The organism is Candidatus Paceibacterota bacterium, assembly GCA_035452965.1.
Lineage (GTDB): Bacteria > Verrucomicrobiota > Verrucomicrobiia > Limisphaerales > UBA8199 > UBA8199.
This window is the reverse complement of record DAOTCE010000007.1, coordinates 122,209-137,423: the sequence shown is the minus strand read 5'-3', so window position 1 is coordinate 137,423 and position 15,215 is coordinate 122,209. Positions and strand designations below refer to the sequence as shown.

At 61.1% G+C, this 15,215-nt stretch carries 12 protein-coding genes; 9 read left to right on the top strand and 3 right to left on the bottom strand.

Annotated elements, in window-relative coordinates; genetic code table 11:
* Nucleotides 1-484 precede the first annotated feature (484 nt).
* Complete coding sequence (locus tag P5205_08690) at nt 485-1,213, bottom strand: single-stranded DNA-binding protein (GenBank protein ID HSA10435.1); 729 nt, start codon at nt 1,211-1,213, stop codon at nt 485-487.
* 148 nt (nt 1,214-1,361) lie between these two features.
* Here P5205_08690 and P5205_08685 point away from each other — a divergent pair, with 148 nt between their 5' ends.
* The 6 genes from P5205_08685 (at nt 1,362) to P5205_08660 (ending at nt 9,740) form a co-directional block, all read left to right on the top strand.
* Entirely contained in the window at nt 1,362-4,580 is a 3,219-nt protein-coding gene (locus P5205_08685) for an autotransporter-associated beta strand repeat-containing protein (protein ID HSA10434.1), read from the top strand.
* A gap of 496 nt (nt 4,581-5,076) precedes the next feature.
* Nucleotides 5,077-5,565, top strand: a complete 489-nt coding sequence (locus P5205_08680) for a hypothetical protein (GenBank protein ID HSA10433.1) — start codon at nt 5,077-5,079, stop codon at nt 5,563-5,565.
* Complete coding sequence (locus P5205_08675; GenBank protein HSA10432.1) at nt 5,562-6,536, top strand: 4Fe-4S dicluster domain-containing protein; 975 nt, start codon at nt 5,562-5,564, stop codon at nt 6,534-6,536. The genes P5205_08680 and P5205_08675 overlap by 4 nt, the downstream gene beginning before the upstream one ends.
* On the top strand, nt 6,533-7,759 hold the full coding sequence (gene nrfD / locus P5205_08670; GenBank protein ID HSA10431.1) for a polysulfide reductase NrfD: 1,227 nt from the start codon (nt 6,533-6,535) through the stop codon (nt 7,757-7,759). The genes P5205_08675 and nrfD overlap by 4 nt, the downstream gene beginning before the upstream one ends.
* A 14-nt stretch (nt 7,760-7,773) precedes the next feature.
* Nucleotides 7,774-9,219, top strand: coding sequence for a multiheme c-type cytochrome (locus P5205_08665; protein HSA10430.1), 1,446 nt, complete (start codon nt 7,774-7,776; stop codon nt 9,217-9,219).
* Nucleotides 9,216-9,740 carry a hypothetical protein gene (locus tag P5205_08660; protein HSA10429.1) on the top strand — a complete coding sequence of 175 codons (525 nt, stop codon included), beginning with the start codon at nt 9,216-9,218 and terminating at the stop codon, nt 9,738-9,740. The genes P5205_08665 and P5205_08660 overlap by 4 nt, the downstream gene beginning before the upstream one ends.
* Before the next feature lie 46 nt (nt 9,741-9,786).
* Here P5205_08660 and P5205_08655 read toward each other — a convergent pair whose 3' ends face one another.
* Nucleotides 9,787-11,235, bottom strand: coding sequence for a saccharopine dehydrogenase C-terminal domain-containing protein (locus tag P5205_08655; protein HSA10428.1), 1,449 nt, complete (start codon nt 11,233-11,235; stop codon nt 9,787-9,789).
* Between the two features lie 357 nt (nt 11,236-11,592).
* On the opposite strand from P5205_08655, the gene P5205_08650 reads away from it, so the two are divergent.
* From P5205_08650 to P5205_08640, 3 genes are all read left to right on the top strand, one after another.
* A complete protein-coding gene (locus P5205_08650; GenBank protein ID HSA10427.1) occupies nt 11,593-11,778 on the top strand; it encodes a hypothetical protein in 186 nt (61 codons plus the stop codon).
* Between the two features lie 498 nt (nt 11,779-12,276).
* Nucleotides 12,277-13,314 carry a dipeptide epimerase gene (locus P5205_08645; GenBank protein HSA10426.1) on the top strand — a complete coding sequence of 346 codons (1,038 nt, stop codon included), beginning with the start codon at nt 12,277-12,279 and terminating at the stop codon, nt 13,312-13,314.
* A gap of 61 nt (nt 13,315-13,375) precedes the next feature.
* Nucleotides 13,376-14,863: an arylsulfatase gene (locus P5205_08640; GenBank protein HSA10425.1), complete on the top strand. Its 1,488-nt coding sequence runs from the start codon at nt 13,376-13,378 to the stop codon at nt 14,861-14,863.
* Here P5205_08640 and P5205_08635 read toward each other — a convergent pair whose 3' ends face one another.
* Nucleotides 14,864-15,163, bottom strand: a complete 300-nt coding sequence (locus P5205_08635) for a putative quinol monooxygenase (protein ID HSA10424.1) — start codon at nt 15,161-15,163, stop codon at nt 14,864-14,866.
* Nucleotides 15,164-15,215 lie beyond the last annotated feature (52 nt).

Sequence of the window (15,215 nt, the reverse complement as noted above, 5' to 3'; positions counted from 1 at the left end):
CTCAGACTCTCCTTTTCAGCTCCAACACCCCAGCCGGGTAGGCGGCGCCGCAGCTACGGTGGTCGCGCACACTGAAGTTGGCTTGTGGATGGCCTGTTGGTGCGGTGCTGCTACGGTGTGTATCCCATGGGGAGCGCTCCCCATGGGATACACACCGTAGCTCCACCGTGCCGTCACCGTATCGCCAAGCCAAAAGTGCAGGGGTCAGAGTGGGTTGGAGAAGGCAAGCAGGCAGCGCCACTGTCCAAAATTTGGACAGTAAGCGGGTTGGAAGTTGGGAGCGCCCATCCGGTTATGGATGGAGAGCAATGGTCACCCTTAATTCCCTGTGCCTCGATCATCCAGGTGGTGTGGGTGGAAACCACCGTTGGTGCTTCCCGGAAATCCCTGATGAATCTCCCTTTAGGGGCCACCACGCATCCTGGCTGGAGTTTGACGGCGGAGAGAGATGCTCTCTTCCCTTTCAGCGATCCGCGAGTCACGCCTACCGCCAAGCGCCGAGCGTTTCGAGTTGGCGTGTGGCGAGGGCATTCCAGTTACGGTTGGCAGCAGGGCTTGCGGGGCTGGGATGGAGGATGCGGCCGAGTTTCACTGAGGTATTGCCGAGGACTTGCTGCGCCCGTTTGGCGGCGAAATCGCCGATGCCAATGAGCCATTCGGGTTGCAGAGCGGCGACGACGGCCCGCAGGTGGCGGTCACAGGCGGCAAAGAGAGCAGCCTTTTCTGAGGCGGGCAGCTTGTTGGGGGTGCGGTTGCGGCCGCCCGGTTCCAGGAAGGCGAGCGGACAGTAGTTCATGACGATGTGGGCGGCGAAGAAGCGTTGCGGCGTGCCGAAGCGCGCGGCGAAAAGGCCCCACAAACGTCGGCCGCTGACTTCCGAGCGGGGACAGGCAAAGCCGATGACGGGGCGGCGTGGATGGGGTCGGGAGGGCTTGCCGACGGGGCCTTTGATGCCGAGCCAGTCGCGCACGGCAGCGACTTCGCCAAAGGGCACGCCGGTCTGTACCATGCCAAAGGGGCCAGGGTTCATGCCGAGGAAGATGACGCGTTTAGGCGCGGTGGCGAACTTGCGAAGGTATGCTTCGTAAGGCGCCCAGGCATAGGTGAGGGGGTTGTAGATGTGGGAGACGGGTGGCTGAAACGAGAGGCGGGTCGTGTCAGCGCGGAGGCGGCGAGCGGCGGTGAGGAGGGCGGCGGCGGCAGTGGTGGGCATGATGCGTGTGAGGAGCAGGGTGAGCAGGCAGCGGCAGCCATGCAAGGACAATGCGGTTCGGCGCGAAGCGGGTTGACAGGCTCCGGGTGGTGCGTCATGCTAAGATCATATTACGCCGCACAATTCAGTGTTTCGCCGGTGCGCAGCTATGCCGCGGCTGTGGCTAATAGCTGGAGCGGCATTGCTCTTAAGCGCGGCGGCGGGGCGTGCCCAGAGCGGCACCTGGAGCAAAGACGCCAGCGGCAATTGGAGTGATACCAACAACTGGGCGGGAGGGGTGGTCGCCAAAGGGGCGGGGAACACGGCCGACTTCACAACCCTTAACATTCTCGCCCACCGCACTGTGACCCTGGACAGCGACCGCACGATCGGCATCGTCCAGTTCCGAGATACGAGCGACAGGCAACTGTGGACCTTGAGCGGCAGTTCGGTGCTGACGCTGGACAACGGAACAAATATGCCCAAGGCTCGGGCTACGGCGCACACAACCTACTTCAGTGTCGTGCTGGCGGGGACGAACGGGGTGGCGGCGCCCGACCAGGTCGGGACAGCTGTGTTTTTGGCGGGCAACACTTATACGGGGCAGACGGCCATCTACCGGGGCACTTTGCAGGTGGCACACGCGAATGCGTTGCCCGGTGGCACCCGCGCCGGAGACGTGGTGATGTATACGGGGGGCAATCCTGGTAATTTTCCGCAGTTAGACCTGGGGGAGTTGAGCATCACGATCAACGGGCTGAGCAGCGCGGTGTCCAATACGACTTCGACGGCGCTGCCCAGGGTGACTTCGCTGAGCGGGATCGCGGGCACAACCACGCTGACCCTGGGAGACAACAACGCGAGCGGGGTTTACCAGGGGACGATTGTTGATGGCGGCACGCGCGCGGTGGCGTTGAAGAAGATCGGCGCGGGCACGCAGATTCTGAACGGCGCGAACAGCTACAGCGGCGGCACGACGGTGAGCGGGGGTATGCTGGTATTGAATGGGGCCAACTCGGGGACGGGAGCGGTGGTGGCCAACGGCGGCGGCATGCTGGCCGGATCGGGTTCGATTGCCGCCCCGGTCGGCGTGGGTTACGGCGGCGCCATCAGCCCGGGGATCGCCGCGGGGACCATAACGTTGAGCGGCGGGCTGATCATCGGCGGGGGTGGGGGCGCGTATGTGTGGGACCTGGCGGCCAACAGCACGAACAGCCCGGGGGTGAGCTTCGATCAAATCATACTGACCGGTGGCAACCTGCGACTGGAGCCGTCGCGCTTGTGCATCCGGTTCACGGGGACGGCGACGGCGCCGGACACGGCGAACGTGTTTTGGCAGTCCGCGCGATCATGGAAAATCATCTCGTTGAGCGGCGGGGTTAACCCGGCAAAGGCCAATTTCGGGCTGATCGAGAACGGCGATTATGCAGCGGGGAGATTTACCACTGCAGTGGACGAGGGGGGGAGCATCGTTCTGACGTTTACGCCCGGGGGACCGGCCACGAACGTGGTTGATTTTGCTGCCGTGAATGGCCGGGCTTTCCCGGCGGGCGTGCGCGGGCAGAATCCCTACCGCACCGCGAGCAGCGCCGGGGACGCGGCCATGTTCAACATGAGCGGCCCCAGCCTGATGCGTGGGCCGGCGGGCGGGTTGGACGCGGACGCCTACGACTGGCGTGTCTATAACAGCGGCTCAAAGTGGGGCACCCCGGCCGGAGCATCTCTGATAACCACTTTGGATTTCCTGCGCCAATGCCGGGACACCGGGTCCACGCCGCTATTCACGGCCAACATGTTCGGGGGCGGCTACACCAACGGATATGGCACCTGGGTCTGCCAGTTCGACAATCATACCAACCTGTTTAATCCGGGAGGCTACGGCACCAACGCGGTGACCGGCACCGCGGCCCAAATGGCGGCCGACTGGGTGCGCTTCTGCAACGTTCTGGCGCAGACCTACCGGCAGGGACAGGAGAGCCTGATCGGCAATGACACGAGCTTCAGCGCGGCGGACAACACCGAAAACCTGCGGGTCTATAACTCAGTCAAGCTCGGCGGCGATTGGGGCGGGCGAGATGTGCTGTTAGCCCAAGGCGAAGCCGCAGTGCCAAGGGTAATCTGGTGGGAAGTGGGCAACGAGCCGGAGGTGAATCTTGCAGCGGAGTCCACGCTGGTTACCGAGCATGTCATCACGGACAAGATTCTCTTCCGCGACCGCTACCGGATCATCGCCAACGCCATGAAGGCCGTGGACAGCTCGATCCAGACGGGTCCGTGCCTGACCGTGGGCAACAATAACGAGTGGCTGGGCCGTGTGGCGGAGGACACCAATGCCCCGCTGGATTTTGTCAGCGTTCATCCCTACATGAGCGCGCTGAAGTTCTCATTTCCGATCCCGACCAACATGACCACGTCGCTGCTGGACATCGGACGATCCCTGGCAGACCACATTTCCGCCACGGTGTTGACGCTGAGCAATTACGGCGGCGCCACGCGCTTTGGCACCAAGCCGGCAGACTGGTATTGGACCACGCCGCTGATCGCCAGCGAGTATAATCCCGTCAACTGGGACTCCGGTTCGGCCATCAAACGTTCGATGGCCAATGGGTTTGCCGTGGTCGAGACGTGTTTTCGCCTTGCACACCCGAACCAGGCGTGGAGGGCGTACCCGTCTTGGTTCGGCGGCAATTACTGGGAGCAGCCGCAGGGTTATGTCGTGCTGACGAATGCTTTCGCTTCGGTGCGCGACTTTGCCGGCGACATGGTTCTGGAGAATTCTCTGCCCGGACCGCAACCCGTGCCCGATTTTGCGCCGCAGGGGTGGCCGCTGCGTATGTATGTGACGCTGCAGACGAACCGCGCCAACAGGATTCATGTATGGGGTCTTAACTTCTCGGAGAGTCAGGATCAAACGGTGAATTTCAGCTTCGCTAATTTGCCCTTCAACGTGGGGCAGGTGATCCGGCGATCGTTTGGCAAACCCGGAGCGGAAAACTCACTGACGAACGGGACCAGCCTGGGCTGGAGTGTGCAGGACCTGACCGGCAACCTGGACCCGTCTGACTTCGCCTTCACAGTGGAGAATGCAAGCTTCGCTATCCTGACCTTCCATGAGGCCGTGCCGGTTAACTGGATGGAAACAGTCTCACTCTCAGCCAGCGTGCAGGGCGTCGGCGCCGGGCTGAGCCCCAGCCTGACGCTGAGTGGCTCCAACGGTATTACGGGCCAGCCGTATTACGTGTTGACTTCGACGAACCTTGCCCTGGCGCTGGCCAACTGGTCCCGGCTGCTGACCAATAGCGTGGGTACCGGTGGTGTCATCAGCAACATAGTCCCCTTGGATGCCGCCGAGCACGCGAGGTTCTTCCGTTTGCAGCAAGCGAATTGACCGAGTTCCCTGCAGGAAACGGCTTCGCGCAGGCGGGAACTCCTGGCGCGCGGGGTATGGCTCCTTCAATCGGGATGCTTGACTTGCGTCAAATGCCTCGCCATCCATTGCCGGTAGTGTTTTACTCATAGGCAGCGCGACTCGTTGGGGAAGTGCAACAACCTCCCGGGTGCGCCTCCGCGAAGCTGGCATGCCACTAGTTGTCAGGAAAGCAGTTTGGACGGCGATGGTCATCGCATTATGTGCGACGGACCTTGGCCGCCTGCATTTACGTGGCGCGGGTGTGGCATCGCCAACGGTTGCAATCCCGACCAACTTGCCAGTAGTGGCCCGTCCACCCGCCGCGCAACCGCAAGTTGGTCTGCCTTCCGACACACATCTCGACAAGACGCCGCCCCGCAGAACGGTTGGACTGGATCTGGTCAGGAACGGTTGGACTTACAATTGCATGGAGTGCCACAGGCTCTTCCCCGCGAGGTGGCACTACGAACGGCCGATGAATGAGCATAAAGACATCCAACTCGACCACGGCAATAACCGTTTCTGTTTGAACTGCCATCACCCGTCAAACCGCAATGCGTTTGTGGACTACGACGGCGGGGAGATCGTCGAGGCGGATGTGGTGCAGCTTTGCGCCAAGTGTCATGGCACCATCTACCGCGACTGGCAGGCAGGCGTGCATGGCCGGGCCAATGGCTTTTGGAATGCCGAGTTGGGCGTCAAGACCCGGTTGCGCTGTATCCAATGCCACGACCCACACAGCCCGAAGTTCAAGGCGCTGAAGCCGTTGCCACCGCTGCGCTACCCGCCGCGCGCCCCCCACACGCCCCGCAATCGGTCCAGCGAGCAGGGCGCGGGAATGGCGCCGATGGGTCGCGAGTTTGGCCTGTTCAGGGCGTGGGACCCCCGCGAGTGTTTGGATTGTTCCTCCATGGTTGGCCCGTTTTTCGCGCCTCGCGGAGCTATCTTGGGGAGTGTATCATGAACCACGATCCGCAAAACGAAGTCAGTCCCCAAACGCTCGAGCGGGTCTATCAGCCAGTGACGCGCCGCACTTTCCTGAAAGGCACGGCGGCGGCGATGGCGGGCATGGCGGGGCTGGTAGTGGCCCTTAAGCCGCTGCTCGCGCTGGAGCGCGGCGAGATCACGCTCGACGACTTGCTCCAGAAGCATTACCGCGAACTTAAGCCGGCCGAGCTGCAGCGCATTCTAAAGGCGATCGAGGACAAATGTAAGCGGGAGCATGGTGTCCAACCCGTCGTTCGCGACCTGAGGCCGCTACCCGGGGTCGAATTCGGATACGCGCTGAACTTGACGCGCTGTATCGGGTGCCGCAGGTGCGCCCACGCCTGTCTCCAGGAGAATAACCAATCCCGGGACGACGACGATGATCTCGAAATGTCCTACATTCGAGTGCTGGAGCTGGACAAGGGTGCGATTAACCTGGAGACTGCTTCGGTCTACTACGACCCGGAAACGGTGCCGCAGAAGGACAAGTATTATATGCCGGTCCAGTGCCAGCAGTGCCGGCAGCCGCCCTGCACGAAGGTGTGCCCCGTGCAGGCTACCTGGCAGGAACCGGACGGCCTCGTGGTGGTGGATTACAATTGGTGCATCGGCTGCCGTTATTGCATGGCGGCCTGCCCCTACGATGCGCGCCGCTTCAACTACAAGAAGCCATCCATTCCACCGGCGGCGATCAACCCGAACCAGGACTACCTGAGCAACCGCATCCGCCCGAAAGGAGTGGTCGAGAAGTGCACCTTCTGCCTGCATCGCACGCGCGACGGCAAGTATCCCGCTTGCCTGGAGGTGTGCCCGACCGGCGCGCGGGTGTTCGGGAATCTGCTCGATCCGAACAGCGAAATCAGCTATGTCCTGAATCACAAGCGGGTTTATGTCCTGAAGGAGGATGTGGGCACGTTGCCCCGCTTTTACTACTTCTTCGAGAAATGAGGGAATACGTCACATTCCTTTGGCGTGTCTGGCGGATTTCCTTCCAGGGCAGCGCGAAGTTTTATTTGTGGATGACCCTGTTGACGGTGCTGGCGCTCGTCGGTCTGAATGCCTGGGCGCGGCAATTTGTGGCCGGCCTGGAGACCACCGGTATGACGAATCAGGTGAGTTGGGGGGCATACATCGCAAACTTCACCTTCCTTGTCGGCGTCGCGGCGGCGGCGGTCATGCTCGTGATCCCCGCTTACGTCTACAAGAAGGATTTCATGCACGAGGTGGTGTTGTTCGGCGAACTCATGGCTATCGCTGTTATCGTGATGTGCCTGCTCTTCGTCACTGTGGACCTCGGGCGCCCGGACCGCTTTCATCACATGATCCCGCCCTTCGGCATCTTCAACTGGCCCGGCTCCATTCTGTCTTGGGACGTCATCGTGCTGAACGGTTACCTGCTTTTGAACCTCCACATCGCGGGGTACTTGCTCTACTGCCGCTACCGGCAGCAGAAGCCGGCAAAGATGTTCTACATCCCGTTTGTGTTCATCTCCATCGCGTGGGCGGTGAGCATTCACACCGTTACGGCGTTCCTTTACGTCGGCCTGGCCGGCCGCGGCTACTGGCATCATCCGCTGGTTCCGTCGCGGTTTCTGGCGTCGGCATTTGTGGCGGGGCCAGGCTTGATGATTCTCACCTTCCAGATCATCCGCCGGGTGACGCGCTACTACATCGGCGATCAGCCCATATTTACGTTGCGAATGATCATGACCGTGGCGATGATCATCAACATGTTCCTGCTCGGCTGCGAACTGTTCACGGAGTTCTACTCGCCCACGATGCACGCCGCCGCCGCGCAGTACCTCTACTTCGGCCTGCACGGACACCAGGGGCTCGTGCCTTGGATTTGGAGCGCCATCGCGCTGGACCTTGTTGGCCTGGTCCTGCTCATCTCGCCGCTCAGCAGGAAGATCGCGGCCTTGAATGTCGCCTGCGTGGCTTGCTTCATCGGCGTGTGGATCGAGAAGGGCATGGGCCTGATCATCCCCGGCTTCGTGCCCTCGCCCCTGGGCCAGGTGGTGGAATACCTGCCCACGCTCAATGAAACGCTTGTGTGCCTCGGTATCTGGGCCTTTGGAGCGCTGCTCTTTTCCTGGATGGTGCGCGTTGCCATCCCGATCATGAACGGGAGCCTGCGTGCCCGGCCCGAACTCAATCCTCCAGTCCAATGACCCGCAAACATATTATGAAGACCTGCATCCCCACACTTGGCCTTGCCGCGTTCGCGCTGCTGATTGCATCACTGCCGGCGCGCGCCGGATTCACCCTCCCGCAACTCTCGGCCCAAAGCAAAGACTGCGCCCAGTGCCACCGGCACGAAAGCCCTGCGCTCTACGAACAGTGGGGCGCCAGCAAGCACTATCGCGGTAATATCGGCTGCTACGAGTGTCACATGGCGCTTACCAACGAATTGGACGCCTTCGAGCACTATGGCCAGATGATTTCGACGATTGTCACGCCCAAGGATTGCGGCCGCTGCCACGAACATGAGGTGGGCGAATTCAACGCTTCACACCATGCCAAGGGCGGGCGCATTCTCGGCTCGCTGGACAATACCCTGGCGGAAGTGGTCGAAGGCAACCGCGGCTTCAAGACGCCCCTGTTCACCAACGGCATCTCCGCCGCGGCCGTCAACGGTTGCTGGCAATGCCATGGCACCGAAGTGAAGATCATGCCCAATGGCAAGCCAGACCCCGCCACCTGGCCCAATACCGGCATTGGCCGCCTGAACCCCGACGGCAGCGAGGGGTCTTGTGCCGCTTGCCACTCGCGGCATGAATTCAGCTCCGCCCAGGCCCGCACCCCTGACACCTGCGGCAAGTGTCACATGGGGCCCGACCATCCGCAGATCGAGATTTACAACGAATCCAAGCATGGCATTGCATACCACGCCCAGGTGGACAAGATGAATCTCGGCAACGCCAAGTGGATTGTGGGCGAAGACTACAGCGTGGCGCCGACCTGCGCCACCTGCCACATGAGCGCGACGCGGAACCAGCGTATTACTCACGACGTAGGTCTCCGCATCTCCTGGAACAACCGGCCGGAGATCTCGATCCGGCCGGAGGTTTCCGACGCCAAGCTTGGTTTGCCGGGCAAGGATATCTCGTGGCAGACGCGCCGCACCAATATGGTAGACGTGTGCCTGAACTGCCATAATCAGCACTTCGTGAATTCCTTCTACCTGCAATACGACGGCCTCATCGAGCTGTATCACGACAAGTTTGCAAAGCCGGGCCTCGCGCTTTACCAGGCCGCCAAGCCGCTTCTCAGGCCAGCCCAGTTTAGCAATCCAATTGACTTCACATGGTATGAAATCTGGCACCACGAAGGCCGCCGCGCCCGCCATGGCGTCTCCATGATGGGCCCGGACTACACTCACTGGCATGGCACCTACGAAGTTGCCAAGCATTTCTACGCCAAGTATATCCCGGAACTCCAGGAGCTGGCGGAGAAGCATCACGAGTCGTCGGACCCCGTCAGGAAGGAAGCCGCCCTGAAGCTCCGCAAGCTGCTGGACGACACCCTCAACCACTCCAATCACCAGTGGTACCTCAACCGTATGGACCCGGCCGAGAAAGCTCGGCGCGAGGAGGAGCGGAAGGAGTTCCAGAAGCGCTACGCCAAGTGATCGCAACTCGAGCTGGAAGCGATCGGTCCGATCGCTCGCTGCGTGGGGCTGACCTCCGCCGACTCCCCGCCGGCGATCTGGTCGAGGTCGGACAGGACAGCCTGCGCGGCCATATTGCCGCACAGGCGATCGTTGCGCATCGGAAGCACGCCCCGCTCGCCTTTGAAGGGATTGACGCGTTATTGGCGGACCGCGAATGCCTCCGCTACCCGACGCGTTTAGTCTTTGAATTTGGCGAGATGGCCGGCCACCAGTTTGCCGAGCCAGGTCCGGATCTCCGCAACCCGGAGCAAAACGGTCGCGTCCTCTACCTGCGCCCTTTATTGCGTCAACGGCCGGAACTTGCGCTCCTCGCGGTCGCCTACATGATTCCCGTGATCAACTACGGCGACGTGATTGCTGATGAACACTGTGTCCGGTACGGCGCGACGTTGCTCGGCATGCTTGAAGCGGAGTTCTACGACGCCGTCTGCCGTCTGGCGGATTTTGTCGGCGCTGAAGCAAAAACGCAGCCGCGCTAGCTTGCTCGAGCGGAGGGCTGCGGGCCCCGCCGAGCCTGCACCGTCGTCAAGGACGGAAGAGGAAATTAGTGAACTGCCATGGATCGCTTTGATCGGGCCGGGCGAGCGGGTTTTCATCGAAGTACACCCGGTGCTGCCGCAGGGGGGTCCAATCTGAGCTTTCCGAGATTAATCGCCCTAGATAGGGCCGGGCGTCGCGCAGAATCTCCTCGTGCGGCAAGTCTTCGGGGAAGCACACCCCGCGCTGCGGATTCTGGACGGCCCACAATGCCGCAGCCATCACGCCGGCGGCCACTTGCACCGCGGTGGAGTTCAGATGCGGCACCTTCCTTCGTGCGGCGGCGATGCTCAGAGCACTGCCGGTCCACCAGGACTGGAACCGATGCCCCATGATCAGCGCACCTACAAGGTCCATTCCTTCGGTGATTTCGTCGGCAAGGATGCGTTGTTTGGGGTGCAGCTCGTAATTCCGGCACCGGAGTTCGTGCAAGGAGACGAGCGAGTCGTTGCACGGCATGTAAGCGTAATGGACGGTTGGGCGATAGACTGCATGGCCGTTTTCGAGCACAGTTAAAGCGTGCGAGATCCCGAAGGATTCGCCATGCGTGACGATCATGCCGACGATTTCCTGATGGGGCACCCAGGAGCGGACCCAGGTGTTCAGGCCCATCTGGGGCAGAATGATCTGGTTGGCGGGACCGGTCTCCGGTTTGGTGGAGAATGGCGGCATCCACTTTTCGTGTGTGCCCCAGCCCAGCTCACTGGGTGAAATGGACTCATCCCACATGCCCTCCACGCTCCAGGTGCCCACGAACTCGTCCGGGCGCTTGGGTTTGGATGCGCGTTGTGTATCCCACTCGCTGCAGTGAATGACCTTCACCCCCAACTCGCGCGCCAGGACAGCGAACGCCTTATCCGCCATCATGCGCTCCAGTCGGCGGGCGCGGGCGCGAGGCAAGCGGTTTTCCCGCAGCGCTTTGTTGGCGATGTCCAGCAATCCCTGCTTGACGAAATGCGACACCAAGCCCGGGTTCGCGCCGTGGTCAATGACCGCCGTGGTTGTCTCTCTCCACTGAGCGGCGATGGGCAGCAGCCTTTCGTAGCGAGAGTAGAGCGACTTCTCCATGGACGTCTTGCTGCGCATCTCGGCCGAGGGGTGCCAGGACTCCAGTGAGGCGTTAACGTAAAGAACCTGATTGTTGTGGGCCCATTCTAGGATGTCGAAGAAATCTATGCCCCAGGCCAAGTCAATGATCAGGTCTCCCCGCTTCGCATAGGTGGAGAGTAACCGTGGCAGGTTCGTGGGGGTGACGCGCTCCCGGATGAAGCGGGCTCCCCGTTTTAGCCACGGGCGCAGCACGTCCTCGCGATCGGCAAAGTCGATTATGGTAATGTTGCGGCAGGGAACGCGTAGGTGTTTCAGTAACATCGGCATGGTGGCCTGTGCCACGACGCCGAAACCAGTCATCAGAATTCTGTGATTGAAGTCGATCATGGTGATCAGTTGCGCGCGACAGCAGCTTCGCCCATGTGCACAAGAAGGCAAAGCGGAGCAGTCGCCGACTGCAATTTAGTTGTTCTGTGTTGTCTCGTGTTTTTCACGCCAGGTGGTGGACTGCCGTGCCGGCGGTGAGAATTGGGCCCGCTCTGGCACTAGCGCAAGTCTAAATGGCCCTAAATGGCCCAATCCGGATGATCGTCTGCGGTGCCCTTCGTCCATACTGGAGCGGAAAGCCTCATTACATAGGTGTGGCTCCCACCCGGGCAGGCCAACTCGTGTCGCTCGTAGACTACAATCCTGGCAAACAGACGGCGCGCGCTTTCGGTGGCCGCAGAAGAATTAGTGTCGCGGATGCGATTGTCCGCTTTCTCTAGGGCGGTGCAAATGGCGCAGGCCGCGGCGAAGGGTTTCAATTTCCTGTTCGTCGGCGGTCTTCTGCCGTTCGGCGAGTTCCAAGGTCTCCAACACATCCTCCATATCGCTGAGTGCACCGCGGAGGGTCTCGATGATTTGGTTGACGTGTTCGATGGCCTGTGAAACCGCTGCGGGGGTGGCGGGTTGAAAGTCACGGGTGGGAGGGCGGGAAACCTCACGTTTGGGTGTTAGAGGCCGTGCCGGCCGCTGTTCGCGCCGTGCATCCCTGAATTCCGTAGCGGGAGCGGCGGTCTCCTGGTCGGCAGCTTCCGAATTATCCTGCGAGGTCAGTGGTAATTCCGGTGCTTCTATTTCTCCCGAAATTTCCTCTGCGAGAGGTTGGCTCGACACGGCGTTCTCTTCCGCAACGGCAGAGGATTGCTGAGTCAGTCCTCGGGAGCGCCCTCGTCCTCGGCGTCCTCGACCGCCGCGTCGGCCGCGACGACTGGATTGAGAGACAGCGGACCGTTCGGGCATCGCGCTTTCCGGGGCAGGCGGTTGTTCGGGAATCATCGTTGCTTCAACTTGCCCCGAAAGGGCCCAAATGCAAAGGGAATTATGTTTCGACCGGCCGCAACATGAAGGTTGCTTCCCGAGCGGATTTAGGGTTTGGTTTCAGCCGTGAAACTGAACTACAAAAGGTTGAATTTGGAACTTGCCCACACTTGGACTATTGCCCGGGGTAGTGGCACGAACGTCGCCCAAACGGTTATGGTCGAGTTGATAGGCGCTGACGGCACGGTGGGATTTGGAGAGGCTGCACCTATTTCGCGCTACCGCGAGTCGCTCGAGACCGTGGAGGCGTTTCTGAAGAAGGTGGACGCACGGGGTCTCTCATTCAAGGATGTGGAGGGGAGCATGGTCTACCTGGACACACTTTCACCGCATGACTGGTCGGCGAAGTGCGCGTTGAACATCGCGCTGCTGGACGGTGCGGCCAAACGGGAAAAGAAAGCGATTTATGATTACCTGGATTTGGGTTTCCGGGAGAACGTGCACCTGAGTTCGTTCACCATCGGGATAGATAAGCCGGACGTGATCCGCAGAAAAGTGCAGGAGGCAGCGCCTTATCCGCTATTGAAAATGAAGGTGGGGGTGGCTGGCGACAAGGAGAACGTGCAGGCGTTGCGCGACATCGCTCCAACCAAGACGGTGCGGGTGGATGCCAATGAGGGCTGGAAGACCAAGGAGCAGGCGTTGGAGATGATTGAGTGGCTGGCTGGAGACGGGCACATCGAGTTTATCGAACAGCCCATGCCGGCAGCCACGCCCATCAAGGATTGGGTCTGGCTCAAAGCGCGGTCGCCGCTGCCGATCGTGGGGGATGAGTCATATCACCAGGCAAAGGACGTGACGCAGGCCGTGGAGTGCTTCCATGGCGTCAATGTGAAGTTGGTGAAGACAGGGGGCGTGAGCGCGGGCTTCGAGGCGTTGTCAGCGGCTCGCAAGGCCGGGCTCAAGACGATGCTGGGCTGCATGATCGAAAGCAGCATACTTATCAGCGCCGCGGCGCACTTGGCTGAGTTGTGCGATTACCTGGACATTGACGGGAATATACTGATTACCAATGATCCCTTCGTAGGTGCGACGGCGGAGAAGGGAATGGTCTCGTTTGCCAAGGCGCCGGAGAAGTACGGACTGCGAGTGAGTGCAAGGTAAAGTTCGGCCAAGTCGGCGCAAACGCCTTTGACGGTCAAGGTTCGCCTCGTCGAGATGATCTATGCTTAGGCTCGTATTGCCAATTGTGACCGTTGCGGCTTTGGGAGTCGCCGCACTGTTGGGGTCCGCTGGTGAGGCCGCGCCGTATGCGTCCGCGAAGCCGAATGTCGTGTTCATTCTGGCGGACGACGTTGGCTACGGGGACCTCGGTTGTTACGGTGCGTTGAAGGTGAGGACCCCGAACATTGACAGGCTGGCAGCTCAAGGATTGCGGTTCACGGATGCGCACTCGGCTTCGGCGGTTTGCACGCCGTCACGCTACGCGTTGCTGACCGGCCAGTATGCCTGGCGCAATCCGGCCGGCGACCACATCCTTCCAGGCAATGCGGCTCTCAGCATCAAGCCCGGCACGTTGACTCTCCCAGCGTTGTTGAAGGCCGCGGGCTACCGAACCGCTGCGGTCGGAAAGTGGCACCTGGGCTTGGGGGACACCGCGCCGGATTGGAACATGGACATCAAACCCGGGCCGCTGGAGGTTGGATTCGATGAGTGCTTCATCATCCCGGCGACTGGCGACCGCACTCCGTGCGTTTTCGTGGAGAATCATCGTATCCATGGTTACGACCCTAAAGACCCGATTGCCGTGGACTACAAGAACTGCGTTCCTGGCCACTCAAATCCGGTGGCGGGGATTGGCCGTATCGGAGCGATGACGGGCGGTACGGCCGCACTCTGGAAGGATGAGGAGATTGCGGATACGCTCACGGCCCGGGCGGTCGCGTTTATCGAGCGAAACAAGACTGTACCGTTCTTCCTGTATTTGGCTACCCACGATATCCATGTGCCGCGGATGCCCGCAGCGCGATTTCGCGGGTCGAGCCAGGCGGGGGTGAGAGGAGATGTGATCCAGCAGTTCGATGCTTGCGTGGGAGAAGTGCTAAAGACACTGGATCGGCACAAGCTGGCGAACAACACGGTGGTGTTCGTCACGAGCGACAACGGCGGCATACTGGATCACGGCGATTTGCCTGAGCGGGACGGGGACGTGAGGTCCAATAACGGCCATGCCTTCAATGGCGCATTGCGCGGCACCAAGGGCACCCCCTACGAAGGCGGCACGCGCGTGCCGCTTGTCGTGCGCTGGCCGGGCAAGGTTAAGCCAGGCACCTCCGACGAACTAGTCTGCCTGGTTGATGTTCTGGCCACGTGCGCTGCCCTGACTGGACAACCGCTGTCCGGCGAGGCCGGTCCGGACAGCTTTGATATGCTCCCGGTGCTGCTTGGGCAGAAGCAGGACAAGCCAGTGCGCGACAACCTGATCGAGCACAGCCGCCGCATGGGAGTGCGCCAGGGTCAATGGAAGCTAATAATACGAGCAGATGCGAGGCAGCCTACGAAAGGTGGCAAGGTCAATTCATCCGCGGAGCTTTACAATCTGGCCGAGGATCTCGGCGAAACCAATGACCTCGCGCGTAAGTATCCCGAGAAGGTCAAGGAGCTTGCCGTGCTGTGGGAGCGGCTACGGACCAAAGGCTGCAGTCGGCCGTGATCAGCCAAGTCTCTGCCACAGAGAAACCTGGGGTGGTTCGGCGACCATTTGCCCGACGCGGCCGAGCGCGGCCTGCAAGTCGGTCTTTTGCAGGTGCGCATCCAGGTGCGCTTTGCTGGCCCAGTTCTCGTGGAACAGGAAGAGTGCGGGATTGTCCATAGCCTGATGCAAATCATAATTCAGGCATCCGGCATCCTTGCGGCTCGGGGCCACCAGCGAGAGCAATTCCTGCCGCACAGCGTCTTCGTTGCCCGGCTTGGCTATGAAGCGCGCTACCACAGTCAGAGATTTGGTGTTCATGGGCCGCATTATCACCGCCTCACACCCCGTCTGGCAATTCGGATTTGGGCGC

What these genes read in the sequence shown, in the direction of transcription:
- P5205_08685 (HSA10434.1), top strand. Translation starts at nt 1,362, where the DNA reads ATGCCGCGGCTGTGGCTAATAGCTGGAGCGGCATTGCTCTTAAGCGCG.
- P5205_08640 (HSA10425.1), top strand. Translation starts at nt 13,376, where the DNA reads ATGCTTAGGCTCGTATTGCCAATTGTGACCGTTGCGGCTTTGGGAGTC.
- P5205_08690 (HSA10435.1), bottom strand. Translation starts at nt 1,213, where the DNA reads ATGCCCACCACTGCCGCCGCCGCCCTCCTCACCGCCGCTCGCCGCCTC.
- P5205_08680 (HSA10433.1), top strand. Translation starts at nt 5,077, where the DNA reads ATGAATGAGCATAAAGACATCCAACTCGACCACGGCAATAACCGTTTC.
- P5205_08655 (HSA10428.1), bottom strand. Translation starts at nt 11,235, where the DNA reads ATGATCGACTTCAATCACAGAATTCTGATGACTGGTTTCGGCGTCGTG.
- P5205_08675 (HSA10432.1), top strand. Translation starts at nt 5,562, where the DNA reads ATGAACCACGATCCGCAAAACGAAGTCAGTCCCCAAACGCTCGAGCGG.
- P5205_08665 (HSA10430.1), top strand. Translation starts at nt 7,774, where the DNA reads ATGAAGACCTGCATCCCCACACTTGGCCTTGCCGCGTTCGCGCTGCTG.
- P5205_08635 (HSA10424.1), bottom strand. Translation starts at nt 15,163, where the DNA reads ATGAACACCAAATCTCTGACTGTGGTAGCGCGCTTCATAGCCAAGCCG.
- P5205_08650 (HSA10427.1), top strand. Translation starts at nt 11,593, where the DNA reads ATGCGATTGTCCGCTTTCTCTAGGGCGGTGCAAATGGCGCAGGCCGCG.
- nrfD (HSA10431.1), top strand. Translation starts at nt 6,533, where the DNA reads ATGAGGGAATACGTCACATTCCTTTGGCGTGTCTGGCGGATTTCCTTC.